The organism is Enterobacter sp. EC_50 (genome assembly GCF_019584525.1).
Lineage (GTDB): Bacteria > Pseudomonadota > Gammaproteobacteria > Enterobacterales > Enterobacteriaceae > Enterobacter > Enterobacter roggenkampii.
The window spans coordinates 94868-111886 of sequence record NZ_VDAF01000010.1; the positions used below are offsets into that span (position 1 = coordinate 94868).

The following is a 17019-nucleotide window of genomic DNA, read 5'->3' on the forward strand; positions in this document are numbered from 1 at the left end:
CTCGCCATGTTCAAAACGATGCAAAAACACGGCGTCACGCTGGCTGTCTTCGCCGCGGTCCTGACAGGGCTGACGGCGCTGGTAAATGCGCTGACCAAAACGACCATCGAAGAGCAGGCCTTGAAGCAGCAAAAGGCGCTGTTCGATCAGGTGATCCCGGCGGAATTCTACGATAACGACCTGCAAAAAAGCTGCTTTGTGGTAGACGCGCCGCAGCTTGGGAAAGGCCCGCACCGCCTCTTTATTGCCCGCAAAGGGGATAAACCGGTTGGCGCGGTGATGGAAGCGACGGCGCCTGACGGCTATTCCGGTGCCATTCAGCTCCTCGTGGGCAGTGATTTCTCCGGCACCATACTGGGCACCCGCGTGACGGAACACCATGAAACGCCGGGTCTTGGCGATAAAATTGAAACCCGTCTGAGCGACTGGATTTTGCACTTTGCCGGTAAAGTGATCCATGGTGAAGATGACACCGCGTTTGCGGTGAAGAAAGATGGCGGCGAGTTCGACCAGTTCACCGGGGCGACCATCACCCCACGTGCGGTGGTGAATGCCGTAAAACGAGCCGGGCTATACGCTGAAACGCTGCCCGCGCAAATCAACAATCTTCCGGCCTGTGAGGAGTAATCATGAGCCAGGTTAAAGAGGTTATTGTCCAGGGGTTGTGGAAAAACAACTCCGCGCTGGTACAGCTTCTGGGGATGTGCCCACTGCTGGCGGTGACATCCACCGCCACCAACGCGCTCGGTCTGGGTCTGGCAACCACGCTCGTATTGACCCTGACCAACCTCTCCATCTCTGCCCTGCGCCGCTGGACGCCGTCGGAAATTCGTATTCCTATTTACGTCATGATCATTGCGTCGGTGGTCAGTATTGTTCAGATGCTGATTAACGCCTACGCGTTTGGTCTGTACCAGTCGCTCGGGATCTTCATTCCCCTTATCGTCACCAACTGTATCGTGGTCGGGCGTGCGGAAGCCTTTGCGGTGAAAAACAGTCCGGCCATGTCGGCGCTGGACGGTTTTTCTATTGGCATGGGTGCCACCTGCGCCATGTTCGTGCTGGGCTCGCTGCGCGAGATCCTCGGCAACGGTACGCTGTTTGACGGCGCTGATGCGCTGCTGGGCGGCTGGGCCAAAGCGCTGCGTATTGAAGTGTTCCACACCGATACGCCATTCCTGCTGGCGATGCTGCCGCCCGGCGCGTTTATTGGCCTTGGCATGATGCTGGCGATAAAATACCTGATTGATGAGAAACGTAAGCGCCGCGCGGCTGAGCGCAGCGTTCTGGAAGGGACACCCGAGAAGGCCTCATGAATAAAGAAAAGCGCATTGCGATCCTGACCCGTCTGCGGGACGAGAACCCGCACCCGACGACGGAGCTGAATTTTACCTCCCCGTTTGAGCTGCTGATCGCCGTGTTGCTCTCTGCACAGGCTACCGACGTGAGCGTCAATAAAGCCACCGCCCTGCTCTATCCGGTCGCCAATACGCCGAAGGCCATGCTGGAGCTGGGCGTGGAAGGCGTGAAGTCCTATATCAAAACCATCGGCCTGTTTAACAGCAAAGCCGAGAACGTCATCAAGACCTGCCGAATTTTGCTGGAGCAGCACGGAGGCGAAGTGCCGGAAGACCGCGCTGCGCTGGAAGCCTTGCCGGGCGTGGGTCGTAAAACCGCGAACGTAGTACTCAATACCGCGTTTGGCTGGCCCACTATCGCCGTCGATACGCATATCTTTCGCGTGTCTAACCGGACCAACTTCGCGCCGGGGAAAAATGTCGAGCAGGTCGAAGAGAAGCTGCTGAAAGTGGTTCCGGCAGAATTTAAGGTTGATTGCCATCACTGGCTGATTCTGCACGGTCGTTACACGTGTATTGCCCGTAAGCCTCGCTGCGGCTCCTGCATTATTGAAGATCTCTGCGAATACAAAGAAAAAGTATATCCCTGAGGCATCTCAATCCCCTGGCTAAAGAAGGGCTTTCAAACGCTCTTCTTTTGACCGTTATTTGTTCGCCTTTCGTTTCGCCTCACCTGTCACTTATTCGGCCCTTTAACGCTGAAACAGGTTAATAGTTTTTTCATAGCCGAAAATTTCTATACATCTGTGATCGCGATCACCCTGATAACTTCATGTTGTATTTTTGTTGTCAAAATCGACCCAAACCCTTTATCTGACAAGACACTCCTCTTTCTTTGCCGACGATAAGACCAGCTATTTTTCAGAATATGGGCTATATCACTACCACAAGCGGCAAATAGCAGAACATATCGCCAACAGCCCGTACTGACCGGTGATTACCAGTCGAAAAAGCTACCTTTACTCAGCGTATGAAATTTAACGCTGAATAACATTTGTATGAACCGACGATTATACCACCCAGGATATATGTAACAGATTATTACAAACGTATTGCCAGATGGGGCAGGATAGTGAACATTACCCGCCGTTTCTCCTCCCAATATAACTATAAGGCGTATGGACTACGGCCATCACGCTATGAACACCCCCGTTAATATGGGATGTAAAAAAAGAGGTATATGTGTCGACTGCAAACAATAAACCAACAGATGAAAGCGTGAGTCTGAACGCTTTTAAACAACCTAAAGCGTTCTATCTCATCTTCTCTATCGAGTTATGGGAGCGTTTTGGTTACTACGGCCTGCAAGGGATCATGGCGGTTTACCTGGTGAAACAGCTGGGTATGTCCGAAGCCGATTCCATCACGCTGTTCTCCTCCTTCAGTGCTCTGGTGTACGGTCTGGTCGCTATCGGCGGCTGGCTGGGCGATAAAGTCCTCGGAACTAAACGTGTCATCATGCTGGGCGCCATTGTTCTGGCGATTGGCTATGGACTGGTAGCATGGTCAGGGCATGATGCCGCTGTCGTGTATATGGGCATGGCCACGATCGCCGTGGGTAACGGTCTGTTCAAAGCGAACCCGTCTTCCCTGCTCTCTACCTGCTACAGCAAAGATGACCCGCGTCTGGACGGTGCATTTACCATGTACTACATGTCCATCAACATCGGTTCGTTCTTCTCGATGCTGGCAACTCCATGGCTCGCAGCGAAATTCGGCTGGAGCGTGGCGTTTGCGCTGAGCTTCGTCGGTATGCTGATCACCGTGGTGAACTTCCTGTTCTGCCGCAGCTGGGTTAAAAACTACGGTTCAAAACCAGACTTCGAGCCTGTGCATATGGGCAAACTGCTGGCGACCATCGTAGGCGTTGTGGTCCTGGCGGCCATCGCTACCTGGCTGCTGCACAACCAGGGTATCGCACGTGCCGTTCTGGGCGTTGTGGCGCTGGGTATCGTGGTTATCTTCGCGAAAGAAGCATTCGCTATGCAGGGTGCTGCCCGTCGTAAGATGATCGTGGCCTTCATTCTGATGCTGGAAGCGATTATCTTCTTCGTGCTGTACAGCCAGATGCCAACCTCTCTGAACTTCTTCGCCATTCGTAACGTTGAGCACTCTATTCTGGGCATCGCGTTCGAACCGGAGCAGTATCAGGCACTGAACCCGTTCTGGATCATGATTGGTAGCCCGATTCTGGCCGCGATCTATAACAAGATGGGCGACCGTCTGCCAATGCCGCACAAGTTTGCTATCGGTATGGTGCTGTGCTCCGGCGCGTTCCTGGTGCTGCCGCTGGGTACCAAATTTGCTACCGACGCCGGTATCGTATCCGTTAACTGGCTGATCCTGAGCTACGCGCTGCAGTCTATCGGCGAACTGATGATCTCTGGTCTGGGTCTGGCAATGGTTGCACAGCTGGTTCCGCAGCGTCTGATGGGCTTCATTATGGGTAGCTGGTTCCTGACCACTGCCGGTGCAGCAATTATCGCCGGTAAGATTGCGAACCTGATGGCTGTGCCGGAAGACGTCACTGACCCACTGGTTTCCCTGAACGTCTACGGTACCGTGTTCATGCAGATTGGTATCGCGACTGCCGTTATTGCCGCTCTGATGCTGCTGACCGCACCGAAACTGAATCGCATGACTCAGGACGACGACAAGACCGCTAAGGCGACCAAAACCGCTACTGCGTGAAATCCGTGAGAAACGACTGACCAGAAGCCGCTAATTGATTAGCGGCTTTTTTTTTATCCGTTTGCGCACTAACATAGCTGAAACCTCAGCGAAAAGGAGTTACCGATGAAACTGTTCTACAAACCGGGCGCGTGCTCTCTTGCTTCCCATATCACCCTGCGCGAGAGCGGCAAAGATTTCACGCTGGATGGCGTTGATCTGATGAAAAAACGTCTGGAAAACGGCGATGACTTTCTTGCCATTAACCCGAAAGGACAGGTTCCGGCGCTCCTGCTGGATGACGGTACCCTGCTGACCGAAGGCGTGGCGATTATGCAGTTCCTGGCCGATAGCGTGCCCGATCGCCAGCTGCTGGCCCCGGTCAGTACCATTTCTCGCTATAAAACGCTGGAATGGCTGAACTACATTGCCACCGAGCTGCACAAAGGCTTTACGCCGCTGTTCCGCCCGGATACGCCGGAAGAGTTTAAGCCGACCCTGCGCGCCCTGCTGGAGAAAAAGCTGCAGTACGTTAACGAATCGCTGAAAGACGAACAGTGGATTGGCGGCTCACGCTTCACGATCGCTGATGCGTATCTGTTCACCGTGCTGCGCTGGGCACGTGCGGTTAAGCTGAATCTGGAAGGGTTAGACCACATTGCATCGTATATGAAACGCGTGGCTGAACGTCCTGCGGTGGCTGCGGCGCTGAAAGCGGAAGGTCTTAACTAATATCGCCCGGCGGCGCTGCGCTGGCACGGGCCGACGGGTTTTGTAGGCCGGGTAAGCGCAGCGCCACCCGGCATCGTTTAAAGCTGGGTTGCGCTGAAATAGTGCTCCGGCTTCGCGATACGATCCTGTGCCGCGACCACCTGCAGTTCATATTCCTGCATCTCTTTCGTCGCAATCATAATTTCGTACACCGCTGCCGTAACGTGCTCCAGCGCGTCCCTCACCGTTGCACCCTGAAGCAGTTTCACCAGCAGCAGCCCGCTGGTCACATCGCCCACGCCCACCGGCTGACGCGGGCCAAAATCCACCAGCGGACGGCTGATATGCCAGGCATCCTCTTTCGTCACCAGCAGCATCTCAAAGCGATCCTGGCTTAGCCCTGCGCGCGCGAGGTGTTTTACCAGCACAACCTCAGGCCCCTGCGCGATCAGCTCGCGTGACGCGCTTACGGCCTCTTCTACGCTGTTAACCGGATGCTCGCAGAGAATTTCCAGTTCGACCAGGTTTGGCGCAATGATATCGCTGGCGGGCAGCGCATGGCGAACGTGGAATTCTGCCACGCCTGGCGCCACGATACAGCCTTTCTCCGGATGGCCCATAACGGGGTCGCAGAAGTATTTTGCCGACGGGTTGACAGCCTTTACCTGACGCACGATGCCGAGGATATGTTCCCCCTGCTCCGCTGAACCAAGATAACCGCTCAATACGGCGTCACAGCGCTTGAGCTGGCCGATATCGGCAATGCCCTGCACCACCTCGGTGAGGTGCGAAGGCGGCATCACGCAGCCGGCCCATTTGCCATACTGCGTGTGGTTAGAGAACTGAACGGTATTGAGGGGCCAGACGTTGACGCCGAGGCGGCGCATCGGGAATTCCGCAGCGCTGTTGCCAGCATGCCCAAAAACAACGTGGGACTGAATGGCGAGGATGTTCTTCATTTTGTGCTTACCAAACCCTGAAAAAACAAAAGGGGCGTGGTTTCCCACGCCCCTCGAGACTGTTAATTATTTCCAGCAGACAAGGCAGTAGTTTTTCTTACCGCGACGCAGCAGGGTGTAGCGGCCATACAGACGGTCGCCATCAACAAAGGTGTATTCCGGGTCAGCCTGCTTTTCACCGTTGATGGTGATCGCGTTTGAGGCGATGGTTTTACGCGCCTGACCGCGGGAAGGCTGCAGCTCAGAATCCACCAGCGCCTGCATCAGGTCAGCCCCTTTCTCCATCTCAACCATTGGCACGCCGTCCTGCGCCAGCTGTTCGAAGTCCGCTTCGCTCAGATCGCTCAGGGTACCGTTGAACAGGCTTGCAGTAATGCGTTTTGCCGCGGCCAGACCTTCTTCACCGTGAACCAGTTTGGTCACTTCATCTGCCAGCACGTACTGCGCGCGTGGCGCTTTACCGCTGTTCTTGTCTTCTTCTTCCAGCGCATTGATGTCTTCAATATCCATAAAGGTGAAGAACTTCAGGAAGCGATAAACATCGGCATCCGCCGTGTTGATCCAGAACTGGTAGAATTTGTACGGGCTGGTTTTCTTCGGATCGAGCCATACCGCGCCGCCTTCGGTTTTACCAAATTTGGTACCGTCAGCTTTGGTAATCAGCGGAACGGTCAGACCAAAGACCTGATTCTGGTGCAGGCGACGGGTCAGGTCGATACCGGAGGTGATATTACCCCACTGGTCAGAACCGCCAATCTGCAGGGAAACACCGTGCAGTTTGTTCAGGCAGGCAAAGTCATACCCCTGCAGCAGGTTGTAGGAGAACTCGGTAAAGGAGATTCCCTGGTCGTCACGGTTCAGACGCTGCTTCACGGCCTCTTTGTTAATCATCTGGTTAACAGAGAAGTGCTTGCCGATGTCGCGCAGGAAGGTCAGCACGTTCATGCTGCCAAACCAGTCGTAGTTGTTCGCGGCAATCGCGGCGTTATCGCCACAGTTGAAGTCGAGGAACGGTGCAACCTGTTTGCGGATCTTATCGACCCACTCCTGCACGGTATCTTCGGTGTTCAGTTTACGCTCAGCGGCTTTAAAGCTTGGGTCACCAATCAGACCGGTCGCGCCGCCCACCAGGGCAATAGGCTTATGGCCCGCCATCTGGAAGCGTTTCAGGCATAACAATGGAACAAGATGCCCCAAATGCAAGCTGTCAGCGGTGGGATCGAAGCCGCAATAGAGCGCGATCGGGCCTTGCGCCAGTCGCTCTGCTAACGCTTCCTCGTCCGTCACCTGGGCCACGAGGCCCCGCTCTTGCAATTGTTTAATCAAGTTACTGCTTGCCATCAAATTCTCCATGTATAAACGACTGCACCTTTGCCGGTACACGACTTTTCGCCTGATGCGAAAGGACCATAGAATAAAGCGCAAGCGCGGTGTGCGCTAGCGCTTAAATCAACAAATTTCGGGGATTACGGCGCCAGTCTGTCGATTTTCCAGCCGCCATTCTCGCGCTGGTATAAAAAGCGGTCGTGCAGGCGATGTTCGCCCCCCTGCCAGAATTCGATTTGCTCAATCGGGATGCGGAAACCACCCCAGAAGCTCGGCAGCGGGATTTCACCCTGCTGGAACTTCTGCTTCAGCTCGAGGAATTTACTTTCCAGCACGCCGCGGGCGGAAATGCGGCTGGACTGTTTTGATACCCAGGCGCCAATCTGGCTGTCACGCGGACGACTGTGGAAATACTTCACCACTTCCAGCGTCGAGAGACGTTCCGCCTTGCCGGTCACCATGACCTGACGTTCCAGCATGTGCCACGGGAACAGCAGGCTGATACGCGGATTGTTTTCCAGATGGTGCGCTTTGCGGCTGCCAAGGTTGGTATAGAACACCAGCCCTTTCTCGTCATAATGCTTGAGCAATACGATACGCTGATACGGTTGACCGTTTTCATCTACCGTTGCGACAACCATCGCCGTTGGGTCGGCAAGTTTCGCTTCGCAGGCCTGTTTCAGCCAGCGTTCAAAAAGCACGAGGGGTTCAGCGGGAAGATCCTGGCGACGCAGGCCGCCTTTGGTGTATTCACGGCGCAGATGCGCAATTTGCTGCAGTTCATCGTTATCTGACATGGCGTTAGCTGACATTGAGAGTGGGTGGCGCTATTGTGCGCCGCCCCTGTAAAAATCTCAACGCTTCGGATTTTCGAGCTGGCAATTGTTCAGCACAATACGGTCGCGTTTGTAGACCGTGGCGCTGTCGCCTTTCGACCAGAAGACATAGATACCGTCGGTGTAGCGTGCGCCCGAGGCCGAAATGCCCTGCTTCAGCGTCAGCAATTTATTGTCGTAAACAAAACTGGCTTCCTGGCGCGGATTGTTCAGCTTCACGGTCAGCGGTTTTTCGTCGCAGCGATACTCCAGGGTATCGGTCTGCATGCGCTCAACGAGCTGGTTGTAGACGCTGCATCCTGACAGCAGCAAAGGGGCGGCAATAAGAAGAAGTTTTTTCATGGGCATATTCCGAAGACTATCCTGGTCCTGGAGGGCATGACTGCCCCCCTGTTTCGTTCCATTTTAACGACGACGCGCCGCGCTGAATTTCAGTTAACTCTGATTATGACGCGGATTTGCCGGGAAAATCGCCCCAAGGACGCTCGCCTCGCGCGCGCCGGTTACCGACGGTAAATTGCCCGGCAGCCCGGCAATGGTGCGCCAGGCAAGCCAGGCGAAGGCCAGCGCCTCCATATCATCACCGCTGATGCCGGCCTCATCGGTCGTCGACACTTCGGTGCCCGGCAGCAGCCCGGCAAGACGCGCCATCACCAGCGGGTTACGGCTTCCCCCGCCGCACACCAGCAGGCGTTCACATCCGCCGCTAAGCAGCACCTGTTCAGAAATCGACACGGCCGTAAGCTCGGCAAGCGTCGCCTGAACATCCTGCGGCGCGAGCGCCGGGAATGACGCCAGCTGGCGCTCAAGCCAGCCAAAGTTGAAGTATTCACGCCCCGTGCTTTTCGGTGCCGGTAAGGCAAAATAAGGATCGCTCAGCATGGACTGCAGCAGCGGGAGAATCACCTTACCCTCACTCGCCCACTCCGCGTTTTTATCATACGGTTGCCCGCACTGACGCCAGATCCAGGCATCCATTAACATATTGCCCGGGCCGGTATCGTAGCCGCGGACCGGCTGCCCCGGAATAAGCATCGACAGATTGGCGATCCCACCAATGTTGAGCACCATACGCCGTTCTGAAGGGTGTGCCAGCAGCGCCTGATGAAACGCGGGCACCAGCGGTGCGCCCTGTCCGCCAAGGGCAATATCGCGACGACGGAAATCGCCGACCACCGTGACGCCCGTTTTCGCCACAATCTGGTTGTTATCGCCGATTTGCAGGGTGTGCGGGGCATCGCCGATGGGTTCATGCCAGACCGTTTGTCCGTGACACCCGATGGCCACCACATCCTGCGGACGAAGATGTTCTTTTTGCATCAAAGCCTGCACCGCATCCGCAAACAGCGCCCCCAGGCGAACATCCAGCTGTCCAAGCTGCGAAAGGGTCAGCTGCTGCCCCTGACAGATACTGAGAATATCCTCTTTCAGTGAAATGGGGATTGGCCAGGTCAGGCTCGCCTGCTGCGCCACCATGTTCTCATCAATGGCAGCCAGAACGACATCTACCCCATCCAGACTGGTGCCTGACATCACACCAATGTAGCGACCCGATTTCATGCGCTTTCCTTACGTTGCGTGGGCTAAGGATATCCACTCAACCATAAACGGCGTCGCTTTGCCATCCGGCAATAATATTTTTTAACAATGTCAGACGGGTAGCGTGGGCGGATCCTGTTTATGTCTCGTTAAGTCAAATTCAAGTACAATTTTCCTATTGTTAGTGCAAAGATATGAACGATGGCCCCTTATGCCATATAATTTAGCCATAACGGATGCGCCCCATCGGGCGTTTTTGGTGAACAGGAGATTCAAATGATTTTACGTGTACTGGGCGTTTCGCTGATTGGTTTAATTCTGGCTGGCTGTGTGAATGACAGTTCACTTTCTGGCGACGTGTATAGCGCTTCTGAAGCGAAACAGGTTCAGAACGTGACTTACGGTACCGTTGTTAACGCACGCCCTGTACAGATTCAGGGTGGTGATGAAAACAACGTGATGGGCGCCATCGGCGGTGCCGTTCTGGGTGGTTTCCTGGGTAATACCGTCGGCGGCGGTACGGGCCGTTCTCTGGCAACAGCCGCAGGCGCAGTGGCCGGTGGTGTAGCAGGCCAGGGTGTTCAGGGTGCGATGAACAAAACTCAGGGCGTCGAGCTGGAAATTCGTAAAGACGACGGCAGCACCATTATGGTTGTTCAGAAACAAGGCAGCACCCGCTTCTCCGCAGGTCAGCGCGTTGTGCTGGCAAGCAACGGAAGCCAGGTGACCGTTTCTCCACGTTAATTAAAAATGGATGTGGCCATTGGGCCACATCCATTTACAATATACATCACTTATACGAATATTTTTACAAAATATATTCACCACACAAATATTTAATCTCATCGTATATTGTCTCCGCGCAAAGTATTTATTGCATTACTTGCTTAGACTCTTCGCAATTACCTCTTCATAATTTATTTCTCATTTTGTAAAAACTTATATGCTTGCGAATAGTCGTTGTCTAAAAGGTCGTTATATCTCGTTCTGTTTCGGTTGCCTTGTCGTCATCGGAATATTACAAGCTCTCTTTTCAAAAGTGGTTGAATGGGTTCCCTCCTTCTCGCCTCTTTTGTTCCCTACGCTCACCATTTTTTTACTCGTGTTTCACCTGTTTATTGCCTGCTTTATGGCAATGAAATACTGGTGTGATAAGCGGCGGCTCTATCTGATTGCGATCGCCTTTGCCTTTGCCGGTTCGGCACTGTTGATGGTCGGAACGCTGTCCAGCTTTCCAGCGTGGCTGAACCTCTATCAGTTCAACGTCGTGAACTACAACGATGCGATGATCTACTTTATGTTCCGCCACTTTTTAATGGCGGTGTTGTTCATCGTTGCGGCAATACTCTATCCTACGCGCGATTACCCCTTTTCACGGTTGGCGAATATCTCAATTGTGAGCGGGGCGTTTCTCTTTACCGCCTGCGTTGTGGGACTGGCCTGGATATATTCCAGTCACTCGCCCTTGTTATCCATTGACCTGGTTGATAACGAAACCCGTCAGTTTATGGTGCTATGGAGCCAATGCATAAATATTTCTTTAATTGTCTTCTGGGTGGTTTCATTAGTAACGCTGATGTTTGTCACGCGCGTGCGCAATTTATTCTGGGTAGGCGGAAATTTCCTGTGCGTTTGCTATATCGTCACGCTCGCCATGCTGTTAGTAGGCGGACATGCTGAAGATATATCGTGGTATCGCGCCCGGCTATTTGAAACCGTCGCTACGCTGATGATTATTTTTGTACTGCTCTACGACGTCTTCATGCTGTACCGTGATTCCCATTTAAAATATCAGCAGTCATATCAAAATTCGATTCGCGATCCGCTTACGCGCCTGTATAACCGCAGCTATTTTTATGAATCGTTAAACCAGGCGCTGGACATGGCGAAACCCAGCCGCCCAGTTTCGGTTATCGTCAGCGATCTCGACCGCTTCAAGCGTATCAACGATAACTATGGCCACCTTCAGGGAGACAAAGTCTTACAGTTTGTCGCCAATCTGCTGATGGATTCCGTACGCCCGCAGGACATCGCGGCTCGAATCGGCGGTGAGGAGTTTGTGCTGATGCTGGCCAACACCTCTTCAGATGCAGCCCACCAGGTGGCGGAACGTATTCGGTTGAAGCTAAGCAGCTTTGATAAAACCAGCAGCGGAGGGCAGCTACCTGAGCCGATTACCATCAGCATGGGAGTATTTACGGCGACGTCATCGTCCGTGACCGCAGAAGCGTGCGTGGAGAGTGCCGACAAGGCGATGTATGAAGCGAAGGAGACAGGCCGTAATCGAGTGGTGGTCTTTAAGTAAAAAAAGGCCTTGCTGCTGCAAGGCCTTAGTGTTTATCAGTCGCGAGACTGTAGCTCATGGATGTTTTGCTCAAGGCGAGCAATGAGGCTAATGAGCATTTCCAGCTCCGCCGGTGAAACGCCTGAAAGGATTTCACCGCGCGTTTTGGTAATCACAGCTTCCATTTCAGTAATGATAGGCGCCGCTTTCTCAGTGAGTTTTATCCGCTTGGCGCGACGATCGCTGGCGCAGGTTTGTCGGGAGATCAGCCCCTTCTCTTCCAGCTGGTCAAGCGTGCGCACCAGTGACGGTTGCTCAATGCCTATCGCTTTTGCCAGTTGAATTTGCGACTGGTCGGGCGGCAGCTGATGAATGTTGTGCAGCGTGACCCAATGCGTCTGCGTCAATTCCAGAGGTTTCAGGCGATGGTCAATCAGAGCACGCCAGACGCGTACCAACCTTGCCAGATCAGAACCTAATGGCGATTCCAATTTCATCTCCTTATAATTAGCTTGCTAAGTTATTATACTGATTTTAGAATAGTGTGCAGCATTTGTAATGGCAAAACAAATGCAATACTGCATTCATCTAACTCAAAAGTATGACTTACACTGAATTGTGATGCTTCTTCATACTCAGACAAGCCAACACGGCATTCTGTTCACTGCAAAGGATCTCTGCTCGTGACCTTTTTTCATCGCTCAGAGGGTTTACCCCTCCAGGACCTGATCTTCGGTGCGTCAGTCTACTTCCCCCCTCTGTTTAAGGCCGTGCTGGTGGGCTTTATTCTCTGGCTCATCGCGCATCGCCTGCTTCGCGACTGGATGTATTCCGGCGAAATCTGGCATCCCATGCTGATGGATCTTTCCCTGTTTGCCCTCTGTGTATGCCTGGGCCTTGCTGTTCTGATCGTGTGGTGACTATGCCCCTGAAAACGCTGAAGTACTTTTCCACCCTGTTTGTTCTGGTCCTTGCGCTGGTCGCCGGATGGTGGCTCTGGAATTATTACATGCAGTCACCCTGGACGCGTGACGGTAAGATTCGCGCTGAGCAGGTCAGCATTACCCCGCAGGTATCGGGAAGCATTACGTCGCTGCTGGTTAAGGATAACCAGTACGTTAAAAAGGGAGAGGTTTTATTCCGAATCGACGACACGCCGTACCATATCGCGATTCTGAATGCCCAGGCGCAGCTGGCAAAAGCCCAGTCTGATCTGGCAAAGGCCAACAACGAGGCCAACCGCCGCCGTCACCTGTCGCAAAACTACATCTCCGCGGAAGATTTAGACACCGCCAACCTCAACGTTAAGGCGATGCAGGCGAGCGTCAACGTGGCTGAGGCGACGCTGAAGCAGGCGCAGTGGGAGCTGACCCAAACCGTGATTACCGCCCCTGTCGATGGATGGGTGACCAACCTTTCCGCCCGCGTGGGTAACTATGCCACCACGGGACAGCCCGTTTTCGCCCTGGTCGACAGCCACTCCTTCTACGTAGTGGGCTACTTCGAAGAGACCAAGCTTCGGCATATTCGCGAGGGATCGCCAGCAGCGATTACGCTGTACAGCGGCTCGCAAAGGTTACAGGGTCACGTCTCCAGCATTGGTCGCGCCATTTACGATCAAAGCGTTGAAACAGATTCCGGCCTGGTGCCGGATATCAAACCGAACGTCCCCTGGGTGCGTCTCGCTCAACGCGTGCCTGTTCGCGTGGAGTTTGACCATTTACCGCAGGGCATCACGCTGGTATCCGGCACCACCTGCACTGTCTCCATCGGAACCCCTTAATGAAGCTGCAGGCGCTCTCCTGGCAAAACTCGCCGTGGATGAAAGCGACGCGTCCTCAGTGGCGCTACGCGCTGCGTAACGGCATTGCCATGTGTCTGGCGCTGACCGTCGCCTATTACCTGAACCTGGATGAGCCGTACTGGGCGATGACCTCTGCCGCAGTGGTGAGTTTTCCCACCGTTGGTGGGGTGATCAGTAAAAGCCTTGGGCGTATCGCCGGCAGCCTGCTGGGTGCCACGGCGGCGTTAATTATCGCCGGCCACACGCTGAACGACCCATGGCTGTTCCTGCTGAGCATGGCGGCATGGCTGGGATGCTGTACCTGGGCCTGCGCCCATTTCACCAACAACGTCGCCTACGCTTTCCAGCTGGCGGGCTATACCGCCGCCATTATTGCCTTCCCGGTGGTGAATGTGCTCGATACCACCGAGCTGTGGGATATTGCACAGGCGCGCGTCTGCGAAGTGATTGTCGGGATCCTCTGCGGCGGATTTATGATGATGATCCTCCCCAGCACCTCCGACGGCACCGCGCTTATCACCGCCCTCAAGACCATGCACACCCGGCTGCTTGAGCACGCGAGCCTGCTCTGGCAACCGGATACCAGCGATGAGATCCGCCTCGCGCATGAAAAGGTGATAGGACAGATCCTGACGATGAATCTGTTGCGTATTCAGGCGTTCTGGAGCCACTACCGCTTTCGCCGTCAGAACACCCTGCTTAACTATTTGCTGCACCAGCAGCTGCGCATGACCAGCGCCATCTCCAGCCTGCGCCGGATGCTGCTCAACTGGCCAACGCCGCCGGAAAACACGCGCGCGGTGATTGAAACGCTGCTCGCAACCCTTGCGCGCCCGGATGCAGACATCTACACGGTCGCGCGAATAATCGCCCCGCTCGCCCCGGTGGATGCATATGATTATCGCCATCGCGCCTTCTGGCAGCGTCTGAATTACTTTTGCCGACTCTACCTGCGCAGCAGCCGCTGGATTAACGCGGTTGAGAATGCCACGCCGGTCACGGAGTTCAACGTTCCCGGGAGCCCGGCTCTCGCCCGCCATACCGACTACCTGGAAGCGCTGTGGAGCGGTTTTCGTACCTTTTGCGCGCTGATGCTGGTGGGCGCGTGGAGTATCACCACGCAGTGGGAGTCCGGTACGGCGGCCCTGACGCTCGCCGCCATCAGCTGCGTGCTTTACTCCGTCGCGGCCTCGCCGTTTAACTCGCTGACGCTCCTGCTGCGCACCCTGGTGCTGCTGTCGCTGTTCAGTTTCGTGGTGAAGTTTGGCCTGATGGTGCAGATAAGCGATCTCTGGCAGTTCCTGCTGTTCCTCTTTCCGCTGTTGACCACCATGCAGCTACTCAAACTGCAGATGCCGAAGCTGGCGGGACTGTGGGGACAGCTGATTGTCTTTATGGGCTCGTTTATCTCCGTGACGAATCCACCGGTGTACGATTACGCCGATTTTCTCAATGACAACCTGGCAAAGATCCTTGGCGTGGGGCTGGCGTGGCTGGCCTTCGCGGTGCTGCGTCCCGGCTCCGATGCCCGCAAAAGCCGCAGGCATATCCGGGAGTTACGCCGGGGGTTTGTCGACCAGCTCAGCCGCAAACCGCATCTTCGTGAGAGTGAATATGAATCGCTGGTTTATCATCACGTCAGCCAGCTCAATAACAGCCAGGACGCGCTTTCCCGGCGCTGGCTGCTGCGCTGGGGCGTGGTGCTGCTGAACTGCTCGCACGTGGTCTGGCAGCTTCGCGGGTGGGAAACGCGTTCCGACCCGCTGTCGCAGGTGCGTGACGTTTGCATCTCCCTGCTGCGCGATGTCATGAGCGAACGCGGGGTCCAGCAGCGGCCGCTGGAAGCCACGCTGAATGAACTGCAGCGGATCTGCGATACGCTTGCACGACATCATCTCCCCGCCCCCCGCGATTTGGCCTCGATAATCTGGCGGCTACACTGCTCGCTGTCGCAGCTGGAACAGGCACCACCGCCGGGTACGATTGGGGATCAGATCACGCCGCAGGCATAACGCGCCCCGCCGCCGCCAAGCGGTTTAGGCTGATCGGACATATTGTCGCCGCCGACGTGGATCATCAGCGCTTTGCCTTTCACCTCATCCAGCTTTTTCAGACGCGGCGCGACAACGGGATCGGTGGCTTTACCGTCGTTATTGACTACCAGCACGGGCAGATCGCCCAGATGTCCCATGCCTTCCGGGCCCTCATGCTTGCCGGAGTGCTGCGGGTCAAGGTGACCGCCTGCCGCTTCCGCAGCCGACGGTTTCCCCTCTTTTAACGCGGGCTGGCAGCTTCCTTTGGCGTGAACATGAAAACCATGCTCACCGGGCGGGAGTGCTTTAAGATTCGGGGCGAACTCCAGTCCTTTATCGGTTTCCGTGATTTTCACCGTACCGATGGACTGACCCACACCCTGAGAGGTGACGAGATTCATTTCCACTTCGTCGCTGGCTGCCTGCGCCCCTGCGCAAACAACCAGCGTGACCAGTGCCAGAGCAAAACGCTTCATATGACCTCCGCTGGTTATTTTTTGCCCCTTAAGTGTATACCAGAGGCAAAGATTTCACCGGAAAGTCATCTTCTGGCGGTTTATGGCACGTCGTAACCCAGCGCGGCCTTGCGGATGCGGAACCACTGCTGGCGGGTCATCTGCAGCTCTTCAGCCGCCAGTGCAGAACGCACGCGTTCTATTTTGCCGGAACCAATAATCGGCAGCGGTTTTGACGGCAGACGCAGGATCCAGGCGTAAACCACCTGTTCGATGCTCTCCGCGTTCAGCTCGCGGGCGATGGTGTCCAGCTCGTTACGCAGCGGCTGGAATTCATCATCATTGAACAGGCGTCCGCCTCCCAGGCATGACCAGGCCATCGGGCGAATGCGCAGTTGCTGCAGCTGGTCAAGCGTACCGTCCAGCAGCAGCGGCTGGTGTACCGGGGAGATCTCCACCTGGTTGGTGGCCAGGGTAAACGGCAGACGAGACTGAAGCAGTGCAAACTGCGCCGGGGTAAAGTTGGAAACGCCAAAGTGACGCACTTTGCCGCTCTGATGCAGGTTCAGGAAGGCTTCTGCCACCTCATCGGCATCCATGAGCGGATCCGGACGATGGATTAACAGCAGGTCGATACGGTCGGTCGCCAGGTTGACCAGCGACTGCTCAGCGCTCTTGATGATATGCGCGCTGTCGGTGATGTAATGCCCAAGGGCGTGTTCCGGTTTTGCCGTGGTGGCAATCCCGCACTTCGTGACGATCTCCATGCGGTCGCGGAGTGCCGGAACCAGCTTGAGCGCCTCGCCGAATGCGGCTTCACACTGATAGCCACCGTAAATATCCGCATGGTCGACCGTGGTAACGCCCAGATCGATATGCTCTTCAATAAAGCTCGCCAGCTGGAGGGGGGACATATTCCAGTCCATCAGGCGCCAGTAGCCCATCACAAAACGGGAGAATTCTGGCCCCTGGGGGGCAAGGGTAATTCGCTGAACCATAACATTTTCCTCAAGGACGTGATGTCATGAGTATACGCAATTACCG

Annotated in this window: 18 protein-coding genes; 10 read left to right on the top strand and 8 right to left on the bottom strand. The window is 55.1% G+C overall.

The annotated features are described in order from the left end of the window. Positions 1 to 6 precede the first annotated feature (6 nt). The 5 genes from rsxG (at position 7) to gstA (ending at position 4760) form a co-directional block, all read left to right on the top strand. Positions 7 to 627 carry an electron transport complex subunit RsxG gene (gene rsxG, locus FHC48_RS10350; protein ID WP_059363757.1) on the top strand — a complete coding sequence of 207 codons (621 nt, stop codon included), beginning with the start codon at positions 7 to 9 and terminating at the stop codon, positions 625 to 627. Positions 628 to 629: 2 nt separating this feature from the next. After that, positions 630 to 1316 (top strand): electron transport complex subunit E, encoded by a 687-nt coding sequence (locus FHC48_RS10355; RefSeq protein ID WP_008500569.1) that lies wholly within the window; start codon positions 630 to 632, stop codon positions 1314 to 1316. Next, the gene (nth, locus tag FHC48_RS10360) at positions 1313 to 1948 is read left to right on the top strand and encodes an endonuclease III (RefSeq protein WP_008500570.1); all 636 of its coding nucleotides are present in this window, start codon (positions 1313 to 1315) and stop codon (positions 1946 to 1948) included. Before FHC48_RS10355 ends, nth begins: the two co-directional genes overlap by 4 nt. A 592-nt stretch (positions 1949 to 2540) precedes the next feature. Beyond that, positions 2541 to 4049, top strand: coding sequence for a dipeptide/tripeptide permease DtpA (gene dtpA / locus FHC48_RS10365; RefSeq protein ID WP_059363759.1), 1509 nt, complete (start codon positions 2541 to 2543; stop codon positions 4047 to 4049). A gap of 105 nt (positions 4050 to 4154) precedes the next feature. Beyond that, on the top strand, positions 4155 to 4760 hold the full coding sequence (gstA, locus tag FHC48_RS10370) for a glutathione transferase GstA (protein ID WP_008500572.1): 606 nt from the start codon (positions 4155 to 4157) through the stop codon (positions 4758 to 4760). A 77-nt stretch (positions 4761 to 4837) separates the two neighbouring features. Here the strand turns inward: gstA and pdxY are convergent, their stop codons facing one another. The 5 genes from pdxY to anmK all read right to left on the bottom strand — a co-directional run bounded on the left by pdxY (position 4838) and on the right by anmK (position 9420). Next, positions 4838 to 5698, bottom strand: coding sequence for a pyridoxal kinase PdxY (pdxY, locus tag FHC48_RS10375; RefSeq protein WP_059359835.1), 861 nt, complete (start codon positions 5696 to 5698; stop codon positions 4838 to 4840). 66 nt (positions 5699 to 5764) lie between these two features. Further along, positions 5765 to 7039 (bottom strand): tyrosine--tRNA ligase, encoded by a 1275-nt coding sequence (tyrS, locus tag FHC48_RS10380; RefSeq protein WP_059363762.1) that lies wholly within the window; start codon positions 7037 to 7039, stop codon positions 5765 to 5767. A gap of 125 nt (positions 7040 to 7164) precedes the next feature. Further along, on the bottom strand, positions 7165 to 7821 hold the full coding sequence (pdxH, locus tag FHC48_RS10385; protein ID WP_008500575.1) for a pyridoxamine 5'-phosphate oxidase: 657 nt from the start codon (positions 7819 to 7821) through the stop codon (positions 7165 to 7167). Between the two features lie 57 nt (positions 7822 to 7878). Beyond that, positions 7879 to 8208: a C-type lysozyme inhibitor gene (mliC, locus tag FHC48_RS10390; protein ID WP_085930290.1), complete on the bottom strand. Its 330-nt coding sequence runs from the start codon at positions 8206 to 8208 to the stop codon at positions 7879 to 7881. Between the two features lie 87 nt (positions 8209 to 8295). Next, the gene (gene anmK, locus FHC48_RS10395; protein WP_059359831.1) at positions 8296 to 9420 is read right to left on the bottom strand and encodes an anhydro-N-acetylmuramic acid kinase; all 1125 of its coding nucleotides are present in this window, start codon (positions 9418 to 9420) and stop codon (positions 8296 to 8298) included. Between the two features lie 255 nt (positions 9421 to 9675). On the opposite strand from anmK, the gene slyB reads away from it, so the two are divergent. Further along, a complete protein-coding gene (gene slyB, locus FHC48_RS10400) occupies positions 9676 to 10143 on the top strand; it encodes an outer membrane lipoprotein SlyB (RefSeq protein WP_059363764.1) in 468 nt (155 codons plus the stop codon). 199 nt (positions 10144 to 10342) lie between these two features. After that, on the top strand, positions 10343 to 11704 hold the full coding sequence (locus FHC48_RS10405; RefSeq protein ID WP_059363765.1) for a GGDEF domain-containing protein: 1362 nt from the start codon (positions 10343 to 10345) through the stop codon (positions 11702 to 11704). A 35-nt stretch (positions 11705 to 11739) separates the two neighbouring features. Here FHC48_RS10405 and slyA read toward each other — a convergent pair whose 3' ends face one another. Then, positions 11740 to 12180 carry a transcriptional regulator SlyA gene (gene slyA, locus FHC48_RS10410; protein ID WP_021241135.1) on the bottom strand — a complete coding sequence of 147 codons (441 nt, stop codon included), beginning with the start codon at positions 12178 to 12180 and terminating at the stop codon, positions 11740 to 11742. A 186-nt stretch (positions 12181 to 12366) separates the two neighbouring features. Between slyA and FHC48_RS10415 the strand changes: the two genes are divergently transcribed. The 3 genes from FHC48_RS10415 to FHC48_RS10425 are packed head-to-tail and all read left to right on the top strand — an operon-like array spanning position 12367 to position 15499. Further along, a complete protein-coding gene (locus FHC48_RS10415) occupies positions 12367 to 12603 on the top strand; it encodes a DUF1656 domain-containing protein (protein WP_008500581.1) in 237 nt (78 codons plus the stop codon). A gap of 2 nt (positions 12604 to 12605) precedes the next feature. Then, the gene (locus FHC48_RS10420) at positions 12606 to 13466 is read left to right on the top strand and encodes an HlyD family secretion protein (RefSeq protein ID WP_023292627.1); all 861 of its coding nucleotides are present in this window, start codon (positions 12606 to 12608) and stop codon (positions 13464 to 13466) included. Further along, positions 13466 to 15499 (top strand): FUSC family protein, encoded by a 2034-nt coding sequence (locus FHC48_RS10425; RefSeq protein ID WP_220418903.1) that lies wholly within the window; start codon positions 13466 to 13468, stop codon positions 15497 to 15499. The genes FHC48_RS10420 and FHC48_RS10425 overlap by 1 nt, the downstream gene beginning before the upstream one ends. Here FHC48_RS10425 and sodC read toward each other — a convergent pair. Then, positions 15478 to 15996 carry a superoxide dismutase [Cu-Zn] SodC gene (sodC, locus tag FHC48_RS10430; protein ID WP_010430333.1) on the bottom strand — a complete coding sequence of 173 codons (519 nt, stop codon included), beginning with the start codon at positions 15994 to 15996 and terminating at the stop codon, positions 15478 to 15480. The two genes, FHC48_RS10425 and sodC, sit on opposite strands and share 22 nt — an antisense overlap. Before the next feature lie 80 nt (positions 15997 to 16076). Beyond that, entirely contained in the window at positions 16077 to 16973 is an 897-nt protein-coding gene (locus FHC48_RS10435) for an aldo/keto reductase family oxidoreductase (protein WP_021241132.1), read from the bottom strand. Positions 16974 to 17019: the final 46 nt, after the last annotated feature.

Coding starts and splice junctions, on each gene's coding strand:
- rsxG (WP_059363757.1), top strand. CDS start 7: ATGTTCAAAACGATGCAAAAACACGGCGTCACGCTGGCTGTCTTCGCC.
- FHC48_RS10355 (WP_008500569.1), top strand. CDS start 630: ATGAGCCAGGTTAAAGAGGTTATTGTCCAGGGGTTGTGGAAAAACAAC.
- nth (WP_008500570.1), top strand. CDS start 1,313: ATGAATAAAGAAAAGCGCATTGCGATCCTGACCCGTCTGCGGGACGAG.
- gstA (WP_008500572.1), top strand. CDS start 4,155: ATGAAACTGTTCTACAAACCGGGCGCGTGCTCTCTTGCTTCCCATATC.
- pdxY (WP_059359835.1), bottom strand. CDS start 5,698: ATGAAGAACATCCTCGCCATTCAGTCCCACGTTGTTTTTGGGCATGCT.
- tyrS (WP_059363762.1), bottom strand. CDS start 7,039: ATGGCAAGCAGTAACTTGATTAAACAATTGCAAGAGCGGGGCCTCGTG.
- pdxH (WP_008500575.1), bottom strand. CDS start 7,821: ATGTCAGATAACGATGAACTGCAGCAAATTGCGCATCTGCGCCGTGAA.
- mliC (WP_085930290.1), bottom strand. CDS start 8,208: ATGCCCATGAAAAAACTTCTTCTTATTGCCGCCCCTTTGCTGCTGTCA.
- anmK (WP_059359831.1), bottom strand. CDS start 9,420: ATGAAATCGGGTCGCTACATTGGTGTGATGTCAGGCACCAGTCTGGAT.
- slyB (WP_059363764.1), top strand. CDS start 9,676: ATGATTTTACGTGTACTGGGCGTTTCGCTGATTGGTTTAATTCTGGCT.
- FHC48_RS10405 (WP_059363765.1), top strand. CDS start 10,343: ATGCTTGCGAATAGTCGTTGTCTAAAAGGTCGTTATATCTCGTTCTGT.
- slyA (WP_021241135.1), bottom strand. CDS start 12,180: ATGAAATTGGAATCGCCATTAGGTTCTGATCTGGCAAGGTTGGTACGC.
- FHC48_RS10420 (WP_023292627.1), top strand. CDS start 12,606: ATGCCCCTGAAAACGCTGAAGTACTTTTCCACCCTGTTTGTTCTGGTC.
- FHC48_RS10425 (WP_220418903.1), top strand. CDS start 13,466: ATGAAGCTGCAGGCGCTCTCCTGGCAAAACTCGCCGTGGATGAAAGCG.
- sodC (WP_010430333.1), bottom strand. CDS start 15,996: ATGAAGCGTTTTGCTCTGGCACTGGTCACGCTGGTTGTTTGCGCAGGG.
- FHC48_RS10435 (WP_021241132.1), bottom strand. CDS start 16,973: ATGGTTCAGCGAATTACCCTTGCCCCCCAGGGGCCAGAATTCTCCCGT.